Here is a 20,186-nt window from a genome sequence, read left to right on the forward strand (position 1 = left end):
GACAACAAAGCTTCATGCGCCGAATACTTCGGCGCATGAAGGATGCGATCGACCAGCACATCGAGCTGTGGGCCGCTCGGGAACTGCCAGACCTGGATCTGCGGGTGGAGGGCATCTCGACTCGGTTGCACGTGCTGGCGAAGTACCTGGACCGGCGTCGCGACGCCGTGCTGGCCGGCCATGGGCTGCAGTGGTGGGAGTTCAAGACGCTGCACATGCTGCGCCGCGGCGGTCCGCCGTACAAGGCGACGCCGGGGCAGCTGGCGACCCAACTCAACCTCTCGCCGGCAACGCTGACGAACCGCCTGGACGCACTGGTCCGGCAGGGCTACGTACTGCGGGAGCACGACCGCGACGACCGCCGGAAAGTGGTCGCAATGCTCACCGACGCCGGTCTGAAGATCTGGCAGCAGGGCATCGGCGACATCAGTCGCGTCGAGGAGGAGCTGGTCGGCGAGCTCGGCCGGGCGGACCAGGACCAACTCATCGGCCTGCTCCGCCGCCTTGTACTGGCGACCGAAAGGTCCTGACGACCGGACCGAGGATGCAGAAGCGGCCGACGACTTTGTTGCGCTCAGTAGTTGATGTCAAGAACGACCAGTCGGCTCCGACTTACCGGTGAAGGCGCCCCAGACAGGGGGCCCGGGACTGGAGAGCGGACCGATGGAACCGATGAACCTGCTGGTAGCGCGCAGGACGGTCGCCGACGACATGCGACGCCAGGTGAACCCCCTTCCGGACGGAGCTGCACAGCAACGCCGGACCCGGATCACCCGCCAGGTGGTGAACCTGTTCAGGCGCTCCGTGACCAGGCACTCGCGGTCGGCCGGGAAGCCCGCGGCTGCACCCCGGGTCGTGTCAGAGTCGTTCGGTGACTGATACGACGAACAAAGCGGCTGTCCTACTGGCGGCGTACGACGATCAACTGCGGGGCGGCAGCGAGGCGGCCGACGTGCCGACCAGCACCGACGGACCGGTGATCCGGGTCGAGTATCCGAACCGTGGCTTCGTGAGTTACCGCTCTCTCGAGGGCGTCGACGATCTGGACGCGTTGATCGCACGGCAGCGGGACTACTTCGCGGAGAAGAACCAGCCGGTGGAGTGGAAGACGCGGGGTCACGATCTGCCCGCCGACCTGATCGACCGGTTGACGGCCGCCGGGTTCGTTGCCGAGGAGCGCGAGACGGTGGTCATCGCCGAGAGCGCGGACATCGTCGAGCGGCTGAGCGGGCGCGACCAGGTCGACGGCGTCACCATCCGGCGTACGGCTGAGGAGTCCGGCTTCGCGCGGATCGCGGCAATGGAGTCGATGGTCTGGGACCAGGACTGGTCCTGGCTCACCGACGACCTGATCCGGCGCCACGCCACCGGTCTGACGGACATCTTCGTCGCGGAAGCCGGCGGCGAGGTCGTGTCCGCCGCGTGGGCCGTTTACAAGAAGGGCACGGACTTCACCGGGCTGTGGGGCGGTTCCACCCTGGCCGAGTGGCGGGGCAAGGGGATCTACAAGGCGCTGGTCGCGGTGCGCGCCGCCCGGGCGGTGGAACTCGGCTACAGGTACCTCCAGGTCGATGCCTCGGACGACAGTTCGCCGATCCTGCAGCGGCTCGGATTCCTGGCGGTCACCACCACCACCACGCCGTACGTCTACACGCCCCAAAGCTGACCCAGAGCTCTTCCAGCTAGGCGTTCAGGCTTCTCGTCAACACTGGTTGTGGCGCTCAGGGATTTGCTCGCAGGTGGTTGACGATGAGGTCGGCGACCGCTCGCATGCCGGCCTCGTTCGGGTGGTACGGGACGCCGCCGAAGGGGACGAAGCGGAAGCCGGTGGTCCATGGCTCGGGGGAGCCGACCGCGTGGTCGAGGCTCGCGCTCGATGCGGTAATCAACTCGGCATCGGTCCTCTCCGCAGCCTTCGCGAATGCGGCGGCCAGACCTTCGGCCATCATCACGACACTCGGCAGTTGCTCCTCGTTGAGCGGTACGTCGAGTCGCGGCCGGGTGCCCGGTCCGACCAGCGTGAGGTAGTCGACGAGCAGGATCCGGCTGCGGGGAGCGCTCTTCCTGATCTGGGTCGCGATCTCGGTCAGCGAGTCGGCGGCAGCGTCGTACTCGCTCTGATCCTTCAGATAGCTGACGCGGGCCCGGATCCGGTTGCCGAGCCGCTTGGCGATCAGGCCGACCGGCCGGGCCAGCGTGTTCATCAGGCTGCCGCGGATGAAGGTGCCGATGTAGTCGAGGTCGTTGCCGCCGATCGTCACCGTGACCAGTTCCGTCTCGGGGCCGATGGCACCGAGCTGCGGCGGTGCGTCGTTCTGCGATTCGGACAGGACGTTCGCGGTCGTCGCCCCGGAGTACGTGACGTCGACGAGATCCAGCTCCAACGCCTCGGCCACCAGGTGCGCGTAGTTGCGCTGCGACCGGCCCGAAGCCTTGTCGAGCCGTGGCTTGACTCCGGAACCGGCAGCGAACGAACTGCCCAAAGCGACATAGCGACTGCCAGGTGAGATCACCGCACCGAAGATAGCCGCTGTGCGGTCACGATGTGCAGGCATCCCATCCTGGCCGGGCTTCCAAGACGTGGTCAGTTCGAGGCGATCCAGGGGTCCTCGGGCTTGCTGCCGGGGCTGAAGCCGTTCGACTCGGCCAGTGTGGCGGCTTCTCCAAGGCCGTGGCCGAGGGCTTCCGGGAGGTGGGCGTCGCTGCCGAAGGTCACGCGGCGGCCGCCTTCCTCCCGCCACCATTTGAGGATCGTCGGGTGGAGCGGGATCCGGGTGTTGATCTCCAGAACGCGCTCTCCGGCGGCCAGCGCGCTGAGGGCGTGGCGAAGTTCGTCCTCGAAATCGGTCGGCCTGAAGGCCTCGCTGCCGCCGGGCCAGGAGCGGACGGGATAGTCGACGTGGGTGAACACCTCGAAGGCATCCGAGCCTCTCACCATCCGCGGGATCTCCGCCAGGTACGCGCGGAAGACCTCGTCGGCAGGCCGGTGCGGAAACAGCTCCCAGGGCTCGGCGTACTCGTCACCGTCGAGCAGGCAGTGCAGCGAACCGATCACCCGCTCGAAGGTGCCCTGGGCAAGGAGTCCGGCGACCTCGGTCACATGCAGGTGAGGCTGCCCGACCTCCATCCCGGTCAGGATCCGCAGCTCCGGGTACTTCGCCCGGCAGCGCTCCACCGACTCCAGATATCCCGCGACATCGAGGACGGGCGCGTTCAGGATCCCGTCGGTGACCAGGTCCGCGAACTTCTCCGCGAGGAATCCGGCCCGGAACGGCGTGAAGTCCACATGCTCGGTGAACGAGACCGCCGGCAGCCCGAGCTCCATCGCCCGCGCGCAGGTTTCCTCCATCGCACCTTGATTCGCGTCCCACGAGAACTGGCTGTGCACATGTCCGTCAGCAGGAAGTCCCATCCGTCAGCTCCGGACCATCTGCCGCCGTCGCACCACATCTTGAAAGTCCACCTCGCCACAGTAATCCGGGCCGGAGGGCACCGCCCGGGTGATCGGGCAGCCACCCAGGCATACTCCTCGGGTGATCGACCACTTCGGTACCGCCGCGATTCGTGAACGAGTGCTGACCGCCTGGGCGGGCCGGACCGGTGCGGTTCCGGGAGGACGCGAACGCCGAGGAGGACCTCGCGCTCGGCGGCTACCTCGACCGGGTGGTGATCGAGCTGGCCCAGAACGCAGCCGATGCCGCCGCCCGGGCGGGCGTGCCGGGGCGGGTGCACTTCTCCTTCCACGAGGGAACCTTGGTCGTCTCGAACACCGGTACGCCGTTGTCCGCCGAAGGAGTCGAGTCGCTCGCGACGTTGCGGGCGTCGGCCAAGCGCGACGATGCGGATGCCAGCGTCGGCCGGTTCGGGGTCGGGTTCTCGGCGGTGCTCGCGGTGACAGACGAGCCGGTGATCCTGTCGCGGACCGGTGGCGTCCGGTTCTCGCGCGCGGACAGTGCTGCTGCGGTCGCCGAGGCGGGCGTAGGGTCGCCGGGACTGGTGGACGAAGTACGGCGTCGTGATGGTCAGGTGCCCGTACTCCGGCTGCCGTTCGAGGCCGACGGAGAACCTCCCGAGGGCTACGACACCGCAGTGATCTTGCCGCTGCGGGACGAAGCCGCGGCCGAGCTCGTACGACGGTTGCTCGGCGAGGCTGATGACGCCTTGCTGCTGGCGCTCCCCGGCCTGGAGCGGATCGAGATCGATCTCGATGGGGCGGTGCGGGTGCTCGCCGACGCCGAGTCGCGGTGGTACGTGCGGCGGGCCGGCGGGAGCTTCGACGAGAACGACAGAGAGCGCTTGCTCGCGGATCGGCCGACCGAGGAGCGCTGGCGGCCGCACTGGTCCGTGCTCTGGGCGTTGCCGCGTGATCCGCTGGGGGAGGTGCCTTCGGTGGTGCACGCCCCGACGCCTACTGACGAGCCGTTGTCCCTACCGGCGTTGCTGTTGGCAACCTTTCCGCTCGATCCCTCCCGGCGGCATGTTGCCGCGGGGCCGTTGACCGATCGACTCGTTCACGAAGCGGCGACGGCGTACGCCGAACTGCTGCGGATCCGTGCTGAGGAAGACGCCAACGTGCTGCCGTTGGTGCCCGTCGGGCTGGCGGCCGGCGGGCTCGACCGTGCGCTGCGAGAGGCGATTCTGGCCGCCCTGCCGACGACTCCGTTGGTCCGCTCGGTCGAAGACGGATCGCTGCTGCGGCCGGGCGACGGGGTGGCTATCGACGGCTCGGACGACGCGTTCAACTCTGTCATGGCTCCGCTCGTGCCGGGTCTGATCGCCTCTCCCCGTCAGGATCGGACCGCACTGGATGCGCTCGGCGTCCGGCGGCTCGAACTCGCCGACCTGGTCGACCAACTCGGTTCGGTGGCCGAGACGCAATCGCCGGAGTGGTGGCGGGAAATCTATGGAGCGCTCTCCGAGATGGTGACGGACGCGTTGCTGCGCGAGTCTCTCGGGACTCTGCCGGTTCCGCTGGCGGACGGTCGGCTTGTTCGTGGCGTCCGTGGCCTGCTCCTGCCCGGCCACGAGTTGGCGGCCGACGTACTGGCTGTCTTCGGCGAGTACGGCGTACGAGTGGTGCATCCGGACGCCGTACACGGAACGCTGGAACGGCTGGGAGCGCTCTCCACGACGCCGCGCGCGTTGCTGGAGGACAGCGCCGTACGAGTTGCGGTCGAGCATTCCGGTGAGGCCGATGATCCCGAGGTCATCGCCAACGCCGTACTGACCGTGGTTGCCGCCGACGCGTCCCAGGCAGAAGGTCTGTGGTGGCTGTCCGACCTCGTACTGCGAGACGCCGACGGCGAGCTGGTCCCCGCGAACGCACTGGTGATTCCGGGATCGCCCGCGGCGTCCGTGCTCGATGACGAAGAGGTCGCGCCGATCTCTACCGAGATTGTTGATCGCTTCGGAATCCCTGCCCTCGAAGCGATCGGCGTACTCAACTCACTCGGGATCGTGGCTGCTTCGGACGTCGCCCTCGATGACCTGCCCGAGGCACTGGCCGACCTGGACGGGATCGAGGACTGGGCGTACGACGTCGCGCCCGGCGGCTCGAGGTTCGGGGCGACGGTGGGGGAGCTGGCCGCGATCCGCGACCTCGACTGGGTCGTGGACGACGCCTGGCCCGAGGTCCTCGAGTTGATCGGCGCGTCGCCCGAGCTCCGGCGAGCCTTGGTGGAAACGGTCCGGGTGGTTGGTCCGGACGACCGGCCCGCCGGCGGACCGTCGTACTCGGCCTGGTGGATCCGGGAACACCTTCTCCTCCCCGACGGCGAACCGCTGGCCGGGCGAGCGGATCCTGACGCTGATCCGGTGCTCGCGGCGTACCTGGACGAGGCACCCGACTGGACGGCACGGTTGGATCCCGAGATCCGGACCGCGATCGGCCTGGTCCGCGAGGTCGGCGATCTCGAGGCCGACGGCGTCGCGCAAATCCTTACCCGGATGGCGGATCCCGCCCGAGAGATCACAGAGAGCGCGCTCCTACGACTCTGGAACCACCTCGGCCAACTCACGGTCTACGCCCCGGACCCCCCGACCGAGATCCGAGTCCTCACCGGCGAAAGCGCCCGCCCAACCACTGCGGAACAGCGCGACGAGTCGGTCGGTGGCGGTGCCAGTACTGCGATCGTCGCCGCCGGCGAGGCCGTCGTCGCGGACGCACCGATGTGGCTGCAGCGCACAGACCTCGGTGGTTTCGTCGTGGCCCGGGGTGTAGTGGCAGACGGCCTGGGTGATCTGCTCGACCTCCCGATGGCACAAGAAGTTGCCGAGGGCAAGATCGACGCCCCGGGAACAGCGGCCGACGTACCGGCGATCGTTCGCGAACTCGTGCCGCGGACGCCTGAACTTTGGTGGGAACACGAGGAGCTCACCGTCGACGGCGTCGAGGTCTCCTGGTGGGTCAGCGAAGACGGCGAACCACATGCCGCAACGTTCGACGGCCTGGCGAAGGCTCTCGCCTGGGCCTCCGGTCGCTGGGACCAACGACACGTCATCCTCGCCATCCTCAGCGACCCGCCCCGCGCCTCCGAACTCCTCGTCGACGCAGCCTTCGACCGCGGCACCGACAGCACCGAGTAGCACCGATCGGTCTCCTCGGTGCCTGGACCTTTACAGGGCCGGATGCACACGAGACTCTCGGAGCACCAGCCGGCGAGTCCGGCCTTCGGAGCCAGACCCAGAAGATCACCACCGATGAAGCGCGGCCGACGATCCCGGTACCGAGGGCGGCCGGATCATGGCACCGGCCCTGATGGAAGGCGATCTGAGCTTGGCCGACCTGCCTCGGTGCTGAAGGGGATCGCCACTTCCGCATCGGCGTTCGAGCAGTTCCACGCGCCCGCTGTCGCCAGCCTGATGGTGTCGTCGCTCAGCCCGGCCGAGCGCGACGAACTCGCCGCCCCGCTGCAGAACCCGGACCTCAGCCGCAATTGGAGCACCGACACGAGCCGGTCGTCGCTCGTCCAGACCATCCTCGACCGCCTCCAGAGCCTCCGCACAGACGGCTGATTCGTCTGGTTGTTTGGCGGGCAGAGCTCGCCTTTGTCGGCCTCATTGCCCAGGTGCCAGTAACGCCGTGTTGTCTGTTTGCCGTCAGGCACCTCCACCGCTGAGCTTTGTTGTGTTTTCCCTTGTAAAATTGGGGAAACAGGGTTGCCTGCCGATTTGTAGCGGAGGTCATCCGGTGCGTAGAGTCGAACACATGTTCGACTCGAATCTGGATGATCTCAGTGCGAAGGCGACGCTTGCTGCGGCGGCGCGTTTGCAGGAGGAGCGCACCCGGATCGATGTCGATTTGATCGAGCATGCGCAGCATTTCGCTGATCTTCATCCTGACCCTGCTGTGATTCCCGGTCATGTCGAGGCGCCGCCTGGTGGTGAGCGGGGCAAGGTGTACGGCGGTCAGGGGTGTCCGGGGGTGGCGGAGTTCGCGCCGGCCGAGTTTGGTGCGGTGACCGGTCGTAGCAAGGTGTCGGCCGCGTTGTTCATCGGGCAGGCTCTGGCGTTGCGGCACCGGCTGCCGTTGACGTGGGCGCAGGTCAGGGCTGGTCATGGTGAGGCGTGGAAGGCGTTGCAGATCGCCAAGGCCTGTACAGGGTTGCCCGAGGAGGGTGCGGCGATTGTTGACGAGCGGGTCGCGGACATCTTCGACGGGTTGACGCCACTGCGCCTGGCCAACATCGTCAAGGCCGTCTTCTGGCAGGTCGACCCGGTCGGGGCCCGGGCCGAGGCGGAGCGGAGGGCCCGTGAGCGGGGTGTGTGGCCCGGCCGGACCGACGAGCACGGCACCACGATGTTGTCGTCCGGGCGTCGACTGGTGACGTGATCCGTTTCAACGCGACCGTCCGCGAGGTCGCTGGCGCTCTGGCCGCTCTCGGTGACACCGACCCGTTGAACCAGCGCCGCGCGAAGGCGATCGGCATCCTCGCCGACCCCGCCTTCGCCCACCAACTCCTCCAGGTAGCCCAGCACCTCACCAACGCCGGCCCCGCCGGCCCTTCCACTGCTCCCGAGCAGGCGACTGCAACGGGGCTCGAGACCGTGCCCGAGCCCGCGACCGCACCCGAGTCGGAACCCGCGCCCGAGCCCGCGACCGCACCCGAGTCGGAACCCGCGCCCGAGCCCGCGACCGCACCCGAGTCGGAACCCGCGCCCGAGCCGGAATCCGAGTCCGCGATTGCAATCGCAACGGCGACGGCGTCCGCGACGGACTCCGCGGCCCCGACCGTGCCCGAGGCGGCGACGGTGTCCGGATTCGGATTCGGATTCGGATTCGAGTCCGGGTTCGCGGTTGCAACCGCGACGGCCACGGACCCCGCGACGGTGTCCGAGTCCGAGACCGCGGTGGGCGCCGACATCGCCAGTGATTCGGCAGTCGCTAGGCACAAGGACTGGGATTGGGGTATCGGTGAAGAGCCCGATGCCGATGCCGACCGGGATTCGCCGCATCCCAGCATCGCCGGTCATCCGCTCGATGACTGGACACCGGCCGCTGCCCTTGTGCCTCAGCCGCTTGGCCCTGTCCGTGCGTTGAGCCCACTGCCCGGTCCAGTGCCAGGTCCCGGTCCACGGACCGGTGCTCCGCCCGACCCGGGCTTGGATTCTGGTCTCGATCTGGGTGCTGGGCTCGGAGACGAACCGGACCAGGCTGCCAAGCCTGGCCCGGGGATGGGTGCCGCCGCGCGCCGGGAACTCGCGGGGAAGTTGGCGGCGATCAAGCAGGCCGCCTATCGCGACGGCATCGGCTCCACCGGCCGGCGTGGGCCGGCCCGGACGTTGTTGTACGCGCACATCGCCGACGCGACCCTGCTCGCCGATGAAGGAGTCGCCCGCGTTGAAGGGTTCGGGCCGGTGTCTGTGGCACGGCTTGGTGAGCTGCTTGGGCATGACCAGGTCGTGGTGCAGCCGGTGATCGACCTCAACGACGACACCGTCAGCGCCGACGCCTACGAGATCCCGCACCGGATCCGGGAGCGCGTGAAGCTGACCCATCCGGTTGAGTTGTTCCCGTACGGGTCCGCCGAGACCGGGATCAACACCGATCTCGACCACATCAAGCCCTACCGCAAGGACGGACCGCCGAAGCAGACGAACACAGCCAACCTGGCGCCGCTGGGGCGGCTGAGCCATCGGATCAAGACGCATGGAGGCTGGACTGCCACGCGCCTTGACGCCGACACCATGGAATGGATCACCCGGTACGGGTTCAGGCTCCACGTCACCCACCGCGGCACCACCGCATCCGGCCACCAGACGAATTCGCCTGAGCGCTAAGGCGACCTGCCAGGCCCTGCCATTGTGGTTGGCAGCCCACAGTCGCGACGCGTTCATGCCTCTTGCGGGCGAGAAACGCAGTGACGGAGAGCTCGGCGCGCAGCGGCAGACCGTCGCGGAGTTGCTCTCCAGCCTCAGCAACGGTCGTGAAACCGAAGCGGGCCAGGAGATACGCGCGCAACGCCCACGTCTTCCGCCTCCGCGGCACCCGGGCCGGCCCCTGACCCGGCTCGATCACCGGCGGCCCCATCAGCCGGATGCTCGTCATCGCCCCCCTCCCCGAGGTACTCGGCATGCGCCGCCAGCGTCTGGTCGGCGCCGTCGTCGACTGCAGCGGTACGTCGGCGAGCTGGGCCGCGAACTGGGCGCGATCTTCCTCGGAGAGCGTTCCCGTGAGTTTGGTGATCGGTCCGTAGAACTGCCCGAACCGCTCGGAGAAGTGCTCCGCGGAGCGGCACCGGAAGACGAAGTCACGCTTCGTCAGCGTCACCCACTCGACCGGTCCCCGAACAGCTCGGCGAGATGCTCCTCGGTACCCCACAAGGTGCCCGGCCGGACACCCGCGGGTGGCGGCGCCCACTTCGAGACCGTCTCGAACACCTGCCCGACCGGCCCGCTGCTTGTCCTTGATCGCCTCGAAATCCACAGCCGTACTCGTCATGCGACTTCCCCCAATGAAGAACCCAGTCTGGTCACCGCCCTCGCGGCGTAGCCAAAAACCTCCTGCACACCGTGTGACGAGGCGGGTGAGAGCTCAGGCGGGCCGCCAACTACGGAGCGCGAACCATCGTTGTCAGTGGTTGGTGTTTGCACTGATCAGCACGGTGAGTACTTCCGTTGCAGCGTTAGAGCCAGAGCCTTGCCAACGTTGTCATCGGTATTTATAGTCCGAGGAAATGTTTCCAGAACGTAACCGCCGGATGACAGCTGGTGAGCTGAAGGGAACCATCGTGAACGATGCGCCGCGCCCGCAATTCGAAGACGTAACAGACGTCCTCCGCCATCAGGTCACCCGCCGGACCGCGATCGGAGGCGGTGCCGCCGCTCTGACCGCCTTCCTGGCCGCGTGTTCAGGCAAGGGGTCGTACTCCGACAAGCCGGCCAACAAGCCCGCCGCGACCAAGTCGGTCCAGATCGGCAAGGCGAACATTCCGACGCCGCGCGACCAGACGGTGACTATCGCCCAGGTGGAGTACACGGTCTTCAACAGCTGGAACCCGTTCATCCCGAACGGCATGGCGCACGCCGCCGGCCTGGAGACGCTCGCGCAGGAGCCGATGTTCCTGCTCAACCTGGCGACCGGCGAGCTGGTCAACTGGCTCTGCACCGGCTACAAGTACAACGACTCGTTCACGGAGCTGACGTTCAACTTCGATCCGAAGGCCAAGTGGAGCGACGGGCAACCGCTCACCTCGGCCGACTTCAAGTTCACCGTCGAACTGCTGCGGGACCGCAAGGATCTCCTCGGCGGCGGTGGCGACCTGTCCGAGTTCGTGAAGACAGTCGAGACCCCGGACCCGCAGACCGCCGTGATCAAGATGACGAAGGCCACCCCACGGCTGCACTACGGGTTCATCGCGGCCATCGCCGGCCCGCAGTACTCGGTCATGCCAGAGCATGTCTGGAAGGGTCAGGACCCGACGAAGTACCGGGCGAATCCGCCGATCGCGAGCGGTCCCTACGTGCTGAAGCAGGCGATCCAGAGCCAGAAGATGTTCGTCTGGGAACGGAATCCGGACTACTGGAACAAAGACAAGCTCGACCCGGCGCCGAAGTACGTGATCTTCCAGAGCACCGCCAAGCAGTTGGACTCGGCGTCGCTGGCGTTCGAGCGGGCCGAGTTCGACGTCGGCTCGATCGACGAGCAGCACGCCAAGCAACTGCGCAACACCGGCTACCCGAGCCTGGTCACCACCCAGTTCCACGACCCGAACCCGCGGGTCTTCTGGCTGAACAACGATCCGGCCCGCGGCGTGATGGCCGAGGCGAAGATGCACTGGGCGATCAACTACCTGATCGACCGGGAGAAGATCGGCAACAACATCTGGCCGGTCAAGGTGCCGCCCGCGCAGTACCTGTGGGCGGACTATCCGAGCAACGACAAGTGGAAGAACGACGAGCTGGCCGCGAAGTACAAGTTCGAGTTCGCGCCGGACAAGGCCGTCAAGCTGCTCGACGAGATCGCGCCCAAGGGCGCCGGCGGCAAGCGGATGTACCAGGGCAAGGCGATCAGCCTGGAGATGATCACGCCGTCGCCGGTCGACGGGCAGGAGTACGCGATCGGGAACCTGCTGAAGACCGAGCTGAACAAGGCCGGCGTGCCGACCACACTGCGCAGCCTGAGCGGTTCGGTGCATGACGAGAAGTTCCAGCGCGGTGAGTACGACATCGACTCCCAATGGGCCGGTGCGGCCTTCGATCCCGAGCAGATGTACACCGACTGGGAGAGCAGCAAGGCCAAGAAGGTCGGCGTCAACGCCGTCGACAAGAACAAGTCGCGGTTCCGGGACCCGAAGATGGACGAGCTGTCGGCGAAGCTCGCCCAGCTCGACCCGACCAGCGCCGAGGCCAAGCCGCTGCTGGATCAGGCCCTGGAGATCTACTTCCAGAAGCTGCCATTGATCCCGACCATCCAGACCGGCTACCCGTCGTACTTCAACACCACCTTCTGGACCGGCTGGCCGACCGACGACGACCTGTACCAGGTCCCGCTGAACTGGTGGCCGCACTTCGTCTTCGTTCTCGGCAAGCTGAAAGCCACCGGACAGAAGGGCCCGGCGTGACCGCGACGGCCCCGCCAGCCGAGGCCGTCGAAATCACCGCCAAGAGCGCAGCCCGTAGTGGGCTGCGCGCCTGGCTGTCGCGGCATCCGCTGGCGGCGTACGCCTTGCGCCGGTTCGGGTTGTACCTGGTCGAGTTGTGGGGCGCGCTGACCGTCGCGTTCTTCTTCTTCCGGCTGATCCCCGGTGACCCGGTCCGGACGCTGATCCAGACCCTGCAACAGAACTACATCTACAACCAGCAGGCCAGCACCGAGGTGATCGCCCGGTACCAGCACGAGTTCGGGCTCGACGGCAACATCTTCACCCAGTACCTGAAGTACATGAACAAACTGATCCTGCACGGGGATCTCGGGCCGTCGCTGATCAACTACCCGACCCCCGCGCAGAACGTGATCCTGCATTCGTTGCCCTGGACAATCGGTTTGCTGGGCATCTCGGCGGTACTGGCCTGGGTGCTCGGGATCATCATCGGCGCGGTCGCCGGCTGGCGGCGCGGGAAGGCCGGGTCGGCGATCATCACGAACCTGTCGATCGCGCTCTCGCACGTTCCGTTCTTCTTCGTCGCGCTGATCCTGGTCTACATCTTCGCGTACACCCTCGGGATGCTGCCCGCGCGATCGGCGTACGACTCGAACATCAGTCCGGGCCTCAGCCTCGACTTCATCGGCAGCGTGCTGAAGTACGGGTTATTGCCGGGCCTGTCGATCGTGGTGATCGGCGCCTTCGGCTGGATCCTGTCGACGCGGATGCTGATGGTCCCGGTGCTCGGCGAGGACTACCTCACGTACGCCGAGGCGAAGGGCCTGAAGCCATGGCGGATCCTCACCCGCTACGCGTTGCGGAACTGCTACCTGCCGCAGGTGACCGCCTTCGGGATCTCGCTCGGCTTCATCTTCAACGGCAACGTGCTGGTCGAGCAACTGTTCAACTACCCGGGACTCGGGACCACTCTGGTCACCGCGATCCAGCAGTTGGACTTCAACACGATCCTCGGTGTGACGGACATGGCGATCTTCTCGGTGCTGACCGCCGTACTTCTCCTGGACCTCCTCCTGCCCCTGCTCGACCCACGCGTCAAGTACTGGAAGTGATGACGATGCGAGTGCTGACAGCCGTACTACGTACCGTCCGGGACAGCAGGCGATTGGCTACGGGACTGGTGATCCTGGCGCTGATGGTGCTGCTCGCTTTGTTCAGCCCGTTGATCGTGCATGCCATCGGCAACGGACACGACCCGCTCGAGCTGGCGGCATACGAGAAGTGGCTGGTGCCGTCGGGGGATCACATCCTGGGCACCGACCAGTTCGGCCGGGACGTGCTGGCGATGGTGGTCAGCGCGATGTCCGTGTCACTGCAGATCGGTGCGATCGCCGGCGTGATCTCGACCGTGGTCGGCGTGATCGTCGCGTTCGTGGCCGGCTACAAGGGCGGCTGGGTCGACGGGGTGCTCTCGACGTTCACCGGGATCCTGCTGGTGATCCCGACGTTCCCGCTGCTGATCGCGCTCTCGGCGTACGCGAAGAACGTGAGCCTCTTCCGGGTCGGGGTGATGATCTCGATCTTCAGCTGGCCGTTCGCGGCGAAGACGATCCGCTCGCAGGTGCTGAGCCTGCGCTCCCGCCCGTACGTCGACCTGGCCCGGGTGAGCAAGGCCCGCGACCTGGAGATCATCGGCACCGAACTGCTGCCGAACCTGCTCCCGTTCATCGGGGTCGGCTTCGCGTCCTCGGCGCTCGGCGCGATCTTCGGCCTGGTCGGCCTGGAGGTGATCGGGCTCGGACCTGGCGGCGTGATCGACCTCGGCCAGATCATCTTCAACGCGATCAACACCGGCGCGCTGACGCTCGGCGCCTGGCCGATGTTCGTCGTACCGATCGTCTTGCTGACCTTGCTGTTCGCGGCGCTGAACATGGTCAACATCGGACTCGAAGAGGTCTACAACCCACGGCTGAGAGGAGTGGCCGGTGAGTGACGACACCGTACTGGAGGTGGCCGGTCTCGAGGTCACCTATTCGACCAACCGTGGTGATGTGAAGGCCGTGCAGGACCTCGACCTGTCCGTACGCCGGGGCGAGATCCTCGGCATCGCGGGGGAGTCGGGCAGCGGCAAGAGCACGCTTGCCGTCGCCTTGCTCAGATTGCTCAAACCACCGGGCCGGGTGACGGCCGGCAGCGTCGAGTTCCGCCCGGCCAACAGGTCTCCGGTCGACCTGCTGAAGGTGCACGGAGAGCAGCTCCGGGTGCTCAGGTGGAGCGCGCTGTCCTATCTGCCACAAGGCTCGATGAACTCGCTGAACCCGGTGATGCGGATCCAGGACCAGTTCCGCGACGTCATCCTGGAGCACGCGCCGGAACGCAAGGAAGCGCTCTCCGAGATGATCCCGCGGTTGCTCGGCCAGGTCGGCCTGGAGCCGCGGGTCGGGCGGATGTATCCGCACGAGCTGTCCGGCGGGATGAAGCAACGGGTGCTGATGGCGATCTGCGTCGCGCTGGAACCGGACCTGGTGATCGCCGACGAACCGACGACGGCGCTCGACGTCACCATCCAGCGAGTGATCCTGCAGAGCCTCGCGGACCTGCGCCGGGACTTCGGCGTGACGCTGATGGTCATCTCGCACGACATGGGAGTGCACGCCCAGCTGGTCGACCGGGTGGCGGTGATGTACGAAGGCCGGCTGGTCGAGGTCGGCGACGTCCACCAGGTCTTCAAGGACCCGCGGCACGACTACACCCGGCAGCTGATCGACTCGATCCCCAAGCTCGGAAGGAGGCCATCATGAGCGTCATCGAACTCGAAGGCGTCGAGCAACGCTTCCACGCCCGTGGTACCCCTGACGGCTACCTGACCGCCCTCAAGGACGCGACCTTCACGTTGCACTCCGACCCGCCGCAGATCGTCAGCCTGGTCGGTCAGAGCGGCAGCGGGAAGTCGACCATCGCCCGCAACATCCTCGGCCTGCAGAAGCCGACCGCGGGCCTCATCAAGTACGACGGCAAGGACATCTTCAAGCTGTCCCGCGCGGAGAACGACAATTATCGCCGCAACGTCCAGCCGGTGTTCCAGGATCCGTACTCGATCTTCAATCCGTTCTACCGGGTGGATCGGGTGCTCTGGAAGGCGGTCAAGAAGTTCAACCTCACGCGTGACCGGGCCAAGGGCCTGGCCATGATCGAGGAATCCCTGAACGCCGTCAGCCTCGACCCGGCGAACGTTCTCGGCCGCTACCCGCACCAGCTCTCCGGCGGTCAACGGCAACGCATCATGCTGGCCCGGATCCACATGCTCCGGCCGGAGTTCGTGATCGCCGACGAACCGGTCTCGATGCTGGACGCCCAGATCCGCAAGACGTTCCTCGACATCCTGCTCGACTTCCGGCGCGATCACGGGATGACGACCCTCTTCATCACCCACGACCTGTCCACCGTCTACTACCTCGGCGGCGATGTGATGGTGATCAACAAGGGCAGCATCGTCGAACGCGGCGCGGTCACCTCGGTGATGCACGAGCCCTCCCACCCGTACACCCGCCTGCTGCTCGACTCGATCCCGCCACCCGACCCCGATCAGCGCTGGACCAACCGCATCGAGGTCGACGACTCCGGCGACCAGACCCCGGCCACGGCACCGCAGGAGCCCGTAGTGTGACGAGTGGTTGCTGAGAGCAAGCTGAGGCGGGTGTCGGTGGGGCCGGGCGTCCGGAGGGCTGAGACAGTGGTCGGGTGATCCTTGCTCTGGTGGGTGCGTTCGGTGCGGCTGTTCTGTACGGCGTGGGTACCGTCCTGCAGGCCGAAGGGCTTCGCCGGTCGGCCCGGTCGACGGCGACCACCTTGTGGGGACGGATAGAAGCAGGCTGGCTGTACGTCGTGGGGCTGGCGCTCGACGGCGCCGGATTCCTCGCCTCGGTCGCCGCCCTCAGATCGCTTCCGCTGTTCATCGTCGAGTCCGCCGTCGCGTCGAGTGTGGCCGTGACCGCCATCCTGGCTGCGATCTTCCTCGGCGGCCGGCTGGACCGGCCGACCGTGATCGCGCTGATCGTCGTCGGGCTCGGGCTGGTCGGTCTTGCCGCCGGAGCTGTCGAAGGCCCCGGCCGAGAGCTGACCGGCTCCGCGGCCGTGCTCCTGCTCGTGCTCACCGTCCCGGTCGCGGCGGTCGGCCTGCTCGCGCTGCGGATGCCGGTCGGGCGAGCTGTGCCCGTGCTGGCCGTCGTCGCCGGCCTCGGCTTCGGCGGGGCGGGAATCGCGGCTCGTACGCTGAAGGTGGCCACTCCGTGGTGGCACGAGGTAGGCGATCCGGTGTTATGGGCCTTGGTGATCTACGGCATTCTGGCGCTGGCCGCCTTCGGGGTCGCCTTGCAACGAGGCTCCGTGACCGTCGTCGCCGCGATCACCTTCAGCATGGAGACTGTGGTGCCGGCTGCGGTCGGCCTGATCTGGCTGGGGGACAAGATCCGGCCCGGGTTCGCCTGGCTGACCGTATTGGGGTTCGTCCTTACTCTCGGTGGGTCGGTGCGGCTGGCCAAGTTCTCCACTGCCGAGTCGATGATTGAACAGTGACCAAACAGCGGACCGTACGCCGGTTGGCAGTGGCGACCGTGGCGATGATGCTGTGCGCCGGCGGTCTGCTCGCCACCACCGGCACGGGTGGCACGGCCGATCGGGAGAGTACGAGCCTTCCAGCGACGCCTTCACCGGGTAGCAAGGCGTTGAAGGTCGTGGCGCTCGGCGACTCGGTGACCTCGGGCGCTGCTTGTGGCTGCGCCGCGTTCCCTGGGGTCTATGGCCATCTCTTGAGCCAGCGGACCGGCGTACGGGTGGCTGTCGACAACCGAGGGGTGAGTGGTCTCGACTCCGAGGGGCTCCTGCAGCAGCTTGACGAGCCTGGTTCGGCCACGGGCCCGAGCGGTGAGCGGCGCGGACGTCGACCTGCTCACGATCGGCGCCAACGACTTCGGGGATCACCACGACGAGATCGTCGAGGCGAGCTGCGCGAAGGCCGGCGCCGGCGATTGCGTCAGCGACGAACTGGCGCAACTGTCCAGCGACTTGCGTCGCATCTTGAGCCGGCTCCGCCAACTGCGTGCCGATCGGCCGACCACCGCGTTGGTGACCGGATATTGGGACGTTTTCGAGGACGGCCAGGTCGCACGGCAGAACTTCAGCGCTGACGGGATCGCCGCCACGGTCGACCTGACCAAGCGGGTGAACGCGGTCATCGCCGCGGCCACGATCGCCGAAGGCGCGATGTCCGTCGAGCTGTCCGGTCCGTTCCAGCGCGCGGGTGACATCACCAAGCTGCTCGCGCCCGACGGCGATCACCCCGATGCGGCCGGGCATCAGCTGATCGCACAGGTCCTCCTCGCGGCCGGACTGCCCACGATGAGGCCGCGATCATGACCCGCTTCGGCCGCTTCCTGGCCGCCGTACGACGACCAGGTGTTCGCGGGCGGTCCACCAGCGCGGCCGTCGTCGTGGTGGCGCTGGCTCTGGCGGTCGGAGCGTTGATCCTGCTGCTCCTGCTCCAGCGCGCCTTGATCAACAGCGTGTCCGATGCGGCCGGCGACCGGTCGCTCGACATCGCGACCCAGGTGAAAGAGGACGGCCAGCGCGGTCTGCGGGAGGAGCTGGTCGAGAACACCCGGCCGAGCCAGCTGATCCAGGTGCTGGACCAGAACGGCGCGGTGGTGGCCAGTTCGTCCCGGCGTACGGAGCCGTCGTTGACGGACCTGCGCCCGGGTGACGGCCAGATCCTGCGCAACGAGATCGGCCGGATGCCGTTGGTCGACGACGACCACGACTTCCTGATAGTTGCCCGTGGCACCGAGTTCGAGGGTGCCCGGTACACGGTGGTGGTCGCCTCGTCGCTCCAGACCCAGCGCGAGACCGTCGAGACCGTGGTCTTCTACCTGCTGCTCGGGTTCCCGTTGCTGCTGCTCCTGGTCGGGCTGGCGATGTGGATCCTGGTCGGCCGTGCGCTCTGGCCGGTGGAGCGGATTCGCGCGCAGGTGCACGGGATCGGTGCCGGCCAGTTGGCCGAGCGGGTCCCGGTGCCCGCCACCCAGGACGAGATCGCGCGGCTGGCGGTCACCATGAACGAGATGCTGGATCGATTGCAGTCGGCGCAGGAGACGCAACGCCGGTTCGTCGCCGATGCGAGCCACGAGTTGCGGTCGCCGATCGCCACCCTCACCGCGGCGCTCGACGTCGTCGTGGTCGATGTCTCCGGGCAAGCGTGGCTGGATCTGCAGCAGGTGATGGATGCCGAGACCGGCCGGATGCGCCGCCTGGTCGAGGATCTCCTGCTGCTCGCCAAGGCGGACGACGACGCCCTGCGGTTGCAGGGCTCCGACGTCGATCTGGACGACCTGATCGAGTCCGAGGTCCGCCGGCTGCGGAGTTCCGACGGGCCGGTCGTGCAACGCGACGTACAGACGGTCAGGGTTCGCGGCGATGCGGACAAGCTCTCCCAAGTGATCCGCAACCTGGTGGAGAACGCGAGCCGGGCCGCGAGGAGCACTGTCCGCTTCACGCTGGCAGAAGAAGCCGGTACTGCGTTGCTCACGGTCGAGGACGACGGTGACGGCGTGCCGATGGCGGACCGGGAGCGGGTGTTCGAGCGCTTCGTCCGCCTCGATGCCAGCCGGGACCGGGGCAGCGGCGGATCGGGGCTCGGCCTGGCGATCGTCAGCGAGGTGCTCCGCTCACACGGTGGTTCTGTGCGGATCACCGACTCCCCGCTGGGCGGTGCGAGGTTCGAGGTGACCCTGCCGACCGAGAGCCCGTCGCCCGGGGGACGGTAGACGCGACGGTGAGGGTGACCGCCGATCGGCAGGGTCGTACTAGGAGGTCGTCGTCCGCTCGAGGCCTAGTTGGGCGCACAGCCACGGGAAGATGTAGCTGAAGGCGGACTCGGCGAACTGCCAGTTGTGGGTGCCGGGCAGGACCGTCAGCTTCGAGGCGATGCCCTGCTTCTTGCCGGCAGTGATCAGCAAAGTGGCCTCTCTGGCGTGCAGCTTCTCCTCGGTGCCGTCGAGGTACCGGCCGGTCAACGCCGGGAAGCGGCCGTGCTTCGCGATCACCGTCAGCGGGTCGTGTGCGGCGTACGCGGCCGCGGATCCGCCGAACAGGTTGGCGATCGTCTGCGCCTTGTCGCCGGTGTTCGGGAACAGGTCACCGGAGATGTCGACGAAGTGCCCGAAGGCGGTCGAGTGTTCGGTGGTCAGGCCGATCGCGCAGGTGCCGCCCATCGAGAACCCGGCCACCGCCCACGCCTTCGGGTTCTTCGAGGCGCCGAAGGTCGAAGTGATGTACGCGGGGATGTCGCGGTACAGGTGGTCCTCCGCCTGGCCGTGCGGGCCGTTGACGCATTCGGTGTCGTTGCTGAACGCGGCCGTGGCATCGACGAAGACGAGGATCGGACCGAGCCCGTGGTGATGAGCGGCGTACGCCTGGGCGGTCTTGACCGCGCTGCCGATCCGCACCCAGTTCTCCGGCTTGGAGCGCTCGGCGCCAATCATCTCGACGACGGGCAGGACCGGATGGCGCGGCCCGTGGAACCACACCGGTGGCAGGTAGACGAGCTCCTGGCGATGCGCGAAGCCACTCGGTACGGCGGGGATCGTGACGCCGACCAACTCGCCTGAACGAGCCCCGGCCGGATCCTTGTTGTCCTTGATCTGTGCGAGTGACACCTGCCCGGGCGGCTGCTGACCTTGCAGACCGGCCACGGCCGCCCCGACCGTCGGGTAGTAGCCGACGAACTGATTGATGCCGTTGACACCGACCACCGCCGCGAGAACGAAAGCCAGTACTGCGGCCAGCCGGCGACCCCAATGAGCACTCGACCAGCCCACGCCCAGCAGCACCAAGGCACCGAAAGCACCGGACAGCCAGATCCAGACGCGCACGGGCAGCGGGTCGGTCATCCCCACCGCCGGCGCGATCACCTTCACGACCAGCACCCCGGACAACGCCGTCCCGACGACCACGATCGGCAACCGCCGCGTCCGCCACCTCGCATCCCGCCACCCGATCGCGAACAGCAGCACCACGACCGCCACGATCTCCAGCGCCACAGGCAGCCAGCCTTTGAGCAGCGACACCTCAACAACCATCAAACGCCTCCCC

At 67.3% G+C, this 20,186-nt stretch carries 19 protein-coding genes; 15 read left to right on the top strand and 4 right to left on the bottom strand.

From position 1 onward, the window contains the following. Positions 1–35 precede the first annotated feature (35 nt). The 3 genes from F1D05_RS01115 (at position 36) to F1D05_RS01125 (ending at position 1,666) form a co-directional block, all read left to right on the top strand. Positions 36–530 (top strand): MarR family winged helix-turn-helix transcriptional regulator, encoded by a 495-nt coding sequence (locus tag F1D05_RS01115; protein ID WP_185445416.1) that lies wholly within the window; start codon positions 36–38, stop codon positions 528–530. Between the two features lie 133 nt (positions 531–663). Then, positions 664–879, top strand: coding sequence for a hypothetical protein (locus tag F1D05_RS01120; protein ID WP_185445418.1), 216 nt, complete (start codon positions 664–666; stop codon positions 877–879). Next, positions 872–1,666, top strand: a complete 795-nt coding sequence (locus F1D05_RS01125) for a GNAT family N-acetyltransferase (protein ID WP_185445420.1) — start codon at positions 872–874, stop codon at positions 1,664–1,666. The genes F1D05_RS01120 and F1D05_RS01125 overlap by 8 nt, the downstream gene beginning before the upstream one ends. 55 nt (positions 1,667–1,721) lie before the next feature. On the opposite strand, the gene F1D05_RS01130 is transcribed toward F1D05_RS01125, so the two are convergent. Beyond that, entirely contained in the window at positions 1,722–2,513 is a 792-nt protein-coding gene (locus F1D05_RS01130) for an SGNH/GDSL hydrolase family protein (protein ID WP_206686026.1), read from the bottom strand. A gap of 71 nt (positions 2,514–2,584) precedes the next feature. Continuing rightward, complete coding sequence (locus tag F1D05_RS01135; protein WP_185445424.1) at positions 2,585–3,412, bottom strand: PHP domain-containing protein; 828 nt, start codon at positions 3,410–3,412, stop codon at positions 2,585–2,587. A 188-nt stretch (positions 3,413–3,600) separates the two neighbouring features. Between F1D05_RS01135 and F1D05_RS01140 the strand changes: the two genes are divergently transcribed. The 4 genes from F1D05_RS01140 (at position 3,601) to F1D05_RS01155 (ending at position 9,279) form a co-directional block, all read left to right on the top strand. Then, positions 3,601–6,585, top strand: coding sequence for a sacsin N-terminal ATP-binding-like domain-containing protein (locus tag F1D05_RS01140; RefSeq protein WP_185445426.1), 2,985 nt, complete (start codon positions 3,601–3,603; stop codon positions 6,583–6,585). A gap of 207 nt (positions 6,586–6,792) precedes the next feature. After that, on the top strand, positions 6,793–7,014 hold the full coding sequence (locus F1D05_RS01145; protein WP_185445428.1) for a hypothetical protein: 222 nt from the start codon (positions 6,793–6,795) through the stop codon (positions 7,012–7,014). Between the two features lie 193 nt (positions 7,015–7,207). Further along, positions 7,208–7,831: a DUF222 domain-containing protein gene (locus F1D05_RS01150; protein ID WP_185445430.1), complete on the top strand. Its 624-nt coding sequence runs from the start codon at positions 7,208–7,210 to the stop codon at positions 7,829–7,831. Continuing rightward, positions 7,828–9,279 carry a hypothetical protein gene (locus F1D05_RS01155; RefSeq protein WP_185445432.1) on the top strand — a complete coding sequence of 484 codons (1,452 nt, stop codon included), beginning with the start codon at positions 7,828–7,830 and terminating at the stop codon, positions 9,277–9,279. Before F1D05_RS01150 ends, F1D05_RS01155 begins: the two co-directional genes overlap by 4 nt. On the opposite strand, the gene F1D05_RS01160 is transcribed toward F1D05_RS01155, so the two are convergent. After that, a complete protein-coding gene (locus tag F1D05_RS01160) occupies positions 9,224–9,940 on the bottom strand; it encodes a hypothetical protein (RefSeq protein WP_185445434.1) in 717 nt (238 codons plus the stop codon). The genes F1D05_RS01155 and F1D05_RS01160 overlap by 56 nt on opposite strands. A gap of 235 nt (positions 9,941–10,175) precedes the next feature. Between F1D05_RS01160 and F1D05_RS01165 the strand changes: the two genes are divergently transcribed. The 8 genes from F1D05_RS01165 to F1D05_RS01200 all read left to right on the top strand — a co-directional run bounded on the left by F1D05_RS01165 (position 10,176) and on the right by F1D05_RS01200 (position 18,859). Beyond that, positions 10,176–12,062, top strand: coding sequence for an ABC transporter substrate-binding protein (locus tag F1D05_RS01165; RefSeq protein ID WP_246486352.1), 1,887 nt, complete (start codon positions 10,176–10,178; stop codon positions 12,060–12,062). After that, positions 12,059–13,153: an ABC transporter permease gene (locus F1D05_RS01170; protein ID WP_185445436.1), complete on the top strand. Its 1,095-nt coding sequence runs from the start codon at positions 12,059–12,061 to the stop codon at positions 13,151–13,153. Before F1D05_RS01165 ends, F1D05_RS01170 begins: the two co-directional genes overlap by 4 nt. Beyond that, the gene (locus tag F1D05_RS01175; protein ID WP_185445438.1) at positions 13,153–14,034 is read left to right on the top strand and encodes an ABC transporter permease; all 882 of its coding nucleotides are present in this window, start codon (positions 13,153–13,155) and stop codon (positions 14,032–14,034) included. Before F1D05_RS01170 ends, F1D05_RS01175 begins: the two co-directional genes overlap by 1 nt. After that, complete coding sequence (locus tag F1D05_RS01180; protein ID WP_185445440.1) at positions 14,027–14,842, top strand: ABC transporter ATP-binding protein; 816 nt, start codon at positions 14,027–14,029, stop codon at positions 14,840–14,842. The genes F1D05_RS01175 and F1D05_RS01180 overlap by 8 nt, the downstream gene beginning before the upstream one ends. Beyond that, entirely contained in the window at positions 14,839–15,708 is an 870-nt protein-coding gene (locus tag F1D05_RS01185) for an ABC transporter ATP-binding protein (protein WP_185445442.1), read from the top strand. Before F1D05_RS01180 ends, F1D05_RS01185 begins: the two co-directional genes overlap by 4 nt. Positions 15,709–15,782: 74 nt before the next feature. Next, complete coding sequence (locus tag F1D05_RS01190) at positions 15,783–16,616, top strand: hypothetical protein (protein WP_185445444.1); 834 nt, start codon at positions 15,783–15,785, stop codon at positions 16,614–16,616. A gap of 282 nt (positions 16,617–16,898) precedes the next feature. After that, positions 16,899–17,456 carry an SGNH/GDSL hydrolase family protein gene (locus F1D05_RS01195; RefSeq protein ID WP_281388890.1) on the top strand — a complete coding sequence of 186 codons (558 nt, stop codon included), beginning with the start codon at positions 16,899–16,901 and terminating at the stop codon, positions 17,454–17,456. After that, positions 17,453–18,859, top strand: a complete 1,407-nt coding sequence (locus F1D05_RS01200) for a sensor histidine kinase (protein ID WP_185445448.1) — start codon at positions 17,453–17,455, stop codon at positions 18,857–18,859. The genes F1D05_RS01195 and F1D05_RS01200 overlap by 4 nt, the downstream gene beginning before the upstream one ends. Positions 18,860–18,898: 39 nt before the next feature. Here the strand turns inward: F1D05_RS01200 and F1D05_RS01205 are convergent, their stop codons facing one another. After that, positions 18,899–20,173, bottom strand: a complete 1,275-nt coding sequence (locus F1D05_RS01205) for an alpha/beta hydrolase (protein ID WP_185445450.1) — start codon at positions 20,171–20,173, stop codon at positions 18,899–18,901. Between the last annotated feature and the right edge of the window lie 13 nt (positions 20,174–20,186).

It is taken from the genome of Kribbella qitaiheensis (genome assembly GCF_014217565.1).
Classification (GTDB): domain Bacteria; phylum Actinomycetota; class Actinomycetes; order Propionibacteriales; family Kribbellaceae; genus Kribbella; species Kribbella qitaiheensis_A.

Coding starts and splice junctions, on each gene's coding strand:
- F1D05_RS01115 (WP_185445416.1), top strand. CDS start 36: ATGAAGGATGCGATCGACCAGCACATCGAGCTGTGGGCCGCTCGGGAA.
- F1D05_RS01120 (WP_185445418.1), top strand. CDS start 664: ATGGAACCGATGAACCTGCTGGTAGCGCGCAGGACGGTCGCCGACGAC.
- F1D05_RS01135 (WP_185445424.1), bottom strand. CDS start 3,412: ATGGGACTTCCTGCTGACGGACATGTGCACAGCCAGTTCTCGTGGGAC.
- F1D05_RS01150 (WP_185445430.1), top strand. CDS start 7,208: ATGTTCGACTCGAATCTGGATGATCTCAGTGCGAAGGCGACGCTTGCT.
- F1D05_RS01160 (WP_185445434.1), bottom strand. CDS start 9,940: ATGACGAGTACGGCTGTGGATTTCGAGGCGATCAAGGACAAGCAGCGG.
- F1D05_RS01165 (WP_246486352.1), top strand. CDS start 10,176: ATGTTTCCAGAACGTAACCGCCGGATGACAGCTGGTGAGCTGAAGGGA.
- F1D05_RS01175 (WP_185445438.1), top strand. CDS start 13,153: ATGACGATGCGAGTGCTGACAGCCGTACTACGTACCGTCCGGGACAGC.
- F1D05_RS01185 (WP_185445442.1), top strand. CDS start 14,839: ATGAGCGTCATCGAACTCGAAGGCGTCGAGCAACGCTTCCACGCCCGT.
- F1D05_RS01200 (WP_185445448.1), top strand. CDS start 17,453: ATGACCCGCTTCGGCCGCTTCCTGGCCGCCGTACGACGACCAGGTGTT.
- F1D05_RS01205 (WP_185445450.1), bottom strand. CDS start 20,173: ATGGTTGTTGAGGTGTCGCTGCTCAAAGGCTGGCTGCCTGTGGCGCTG.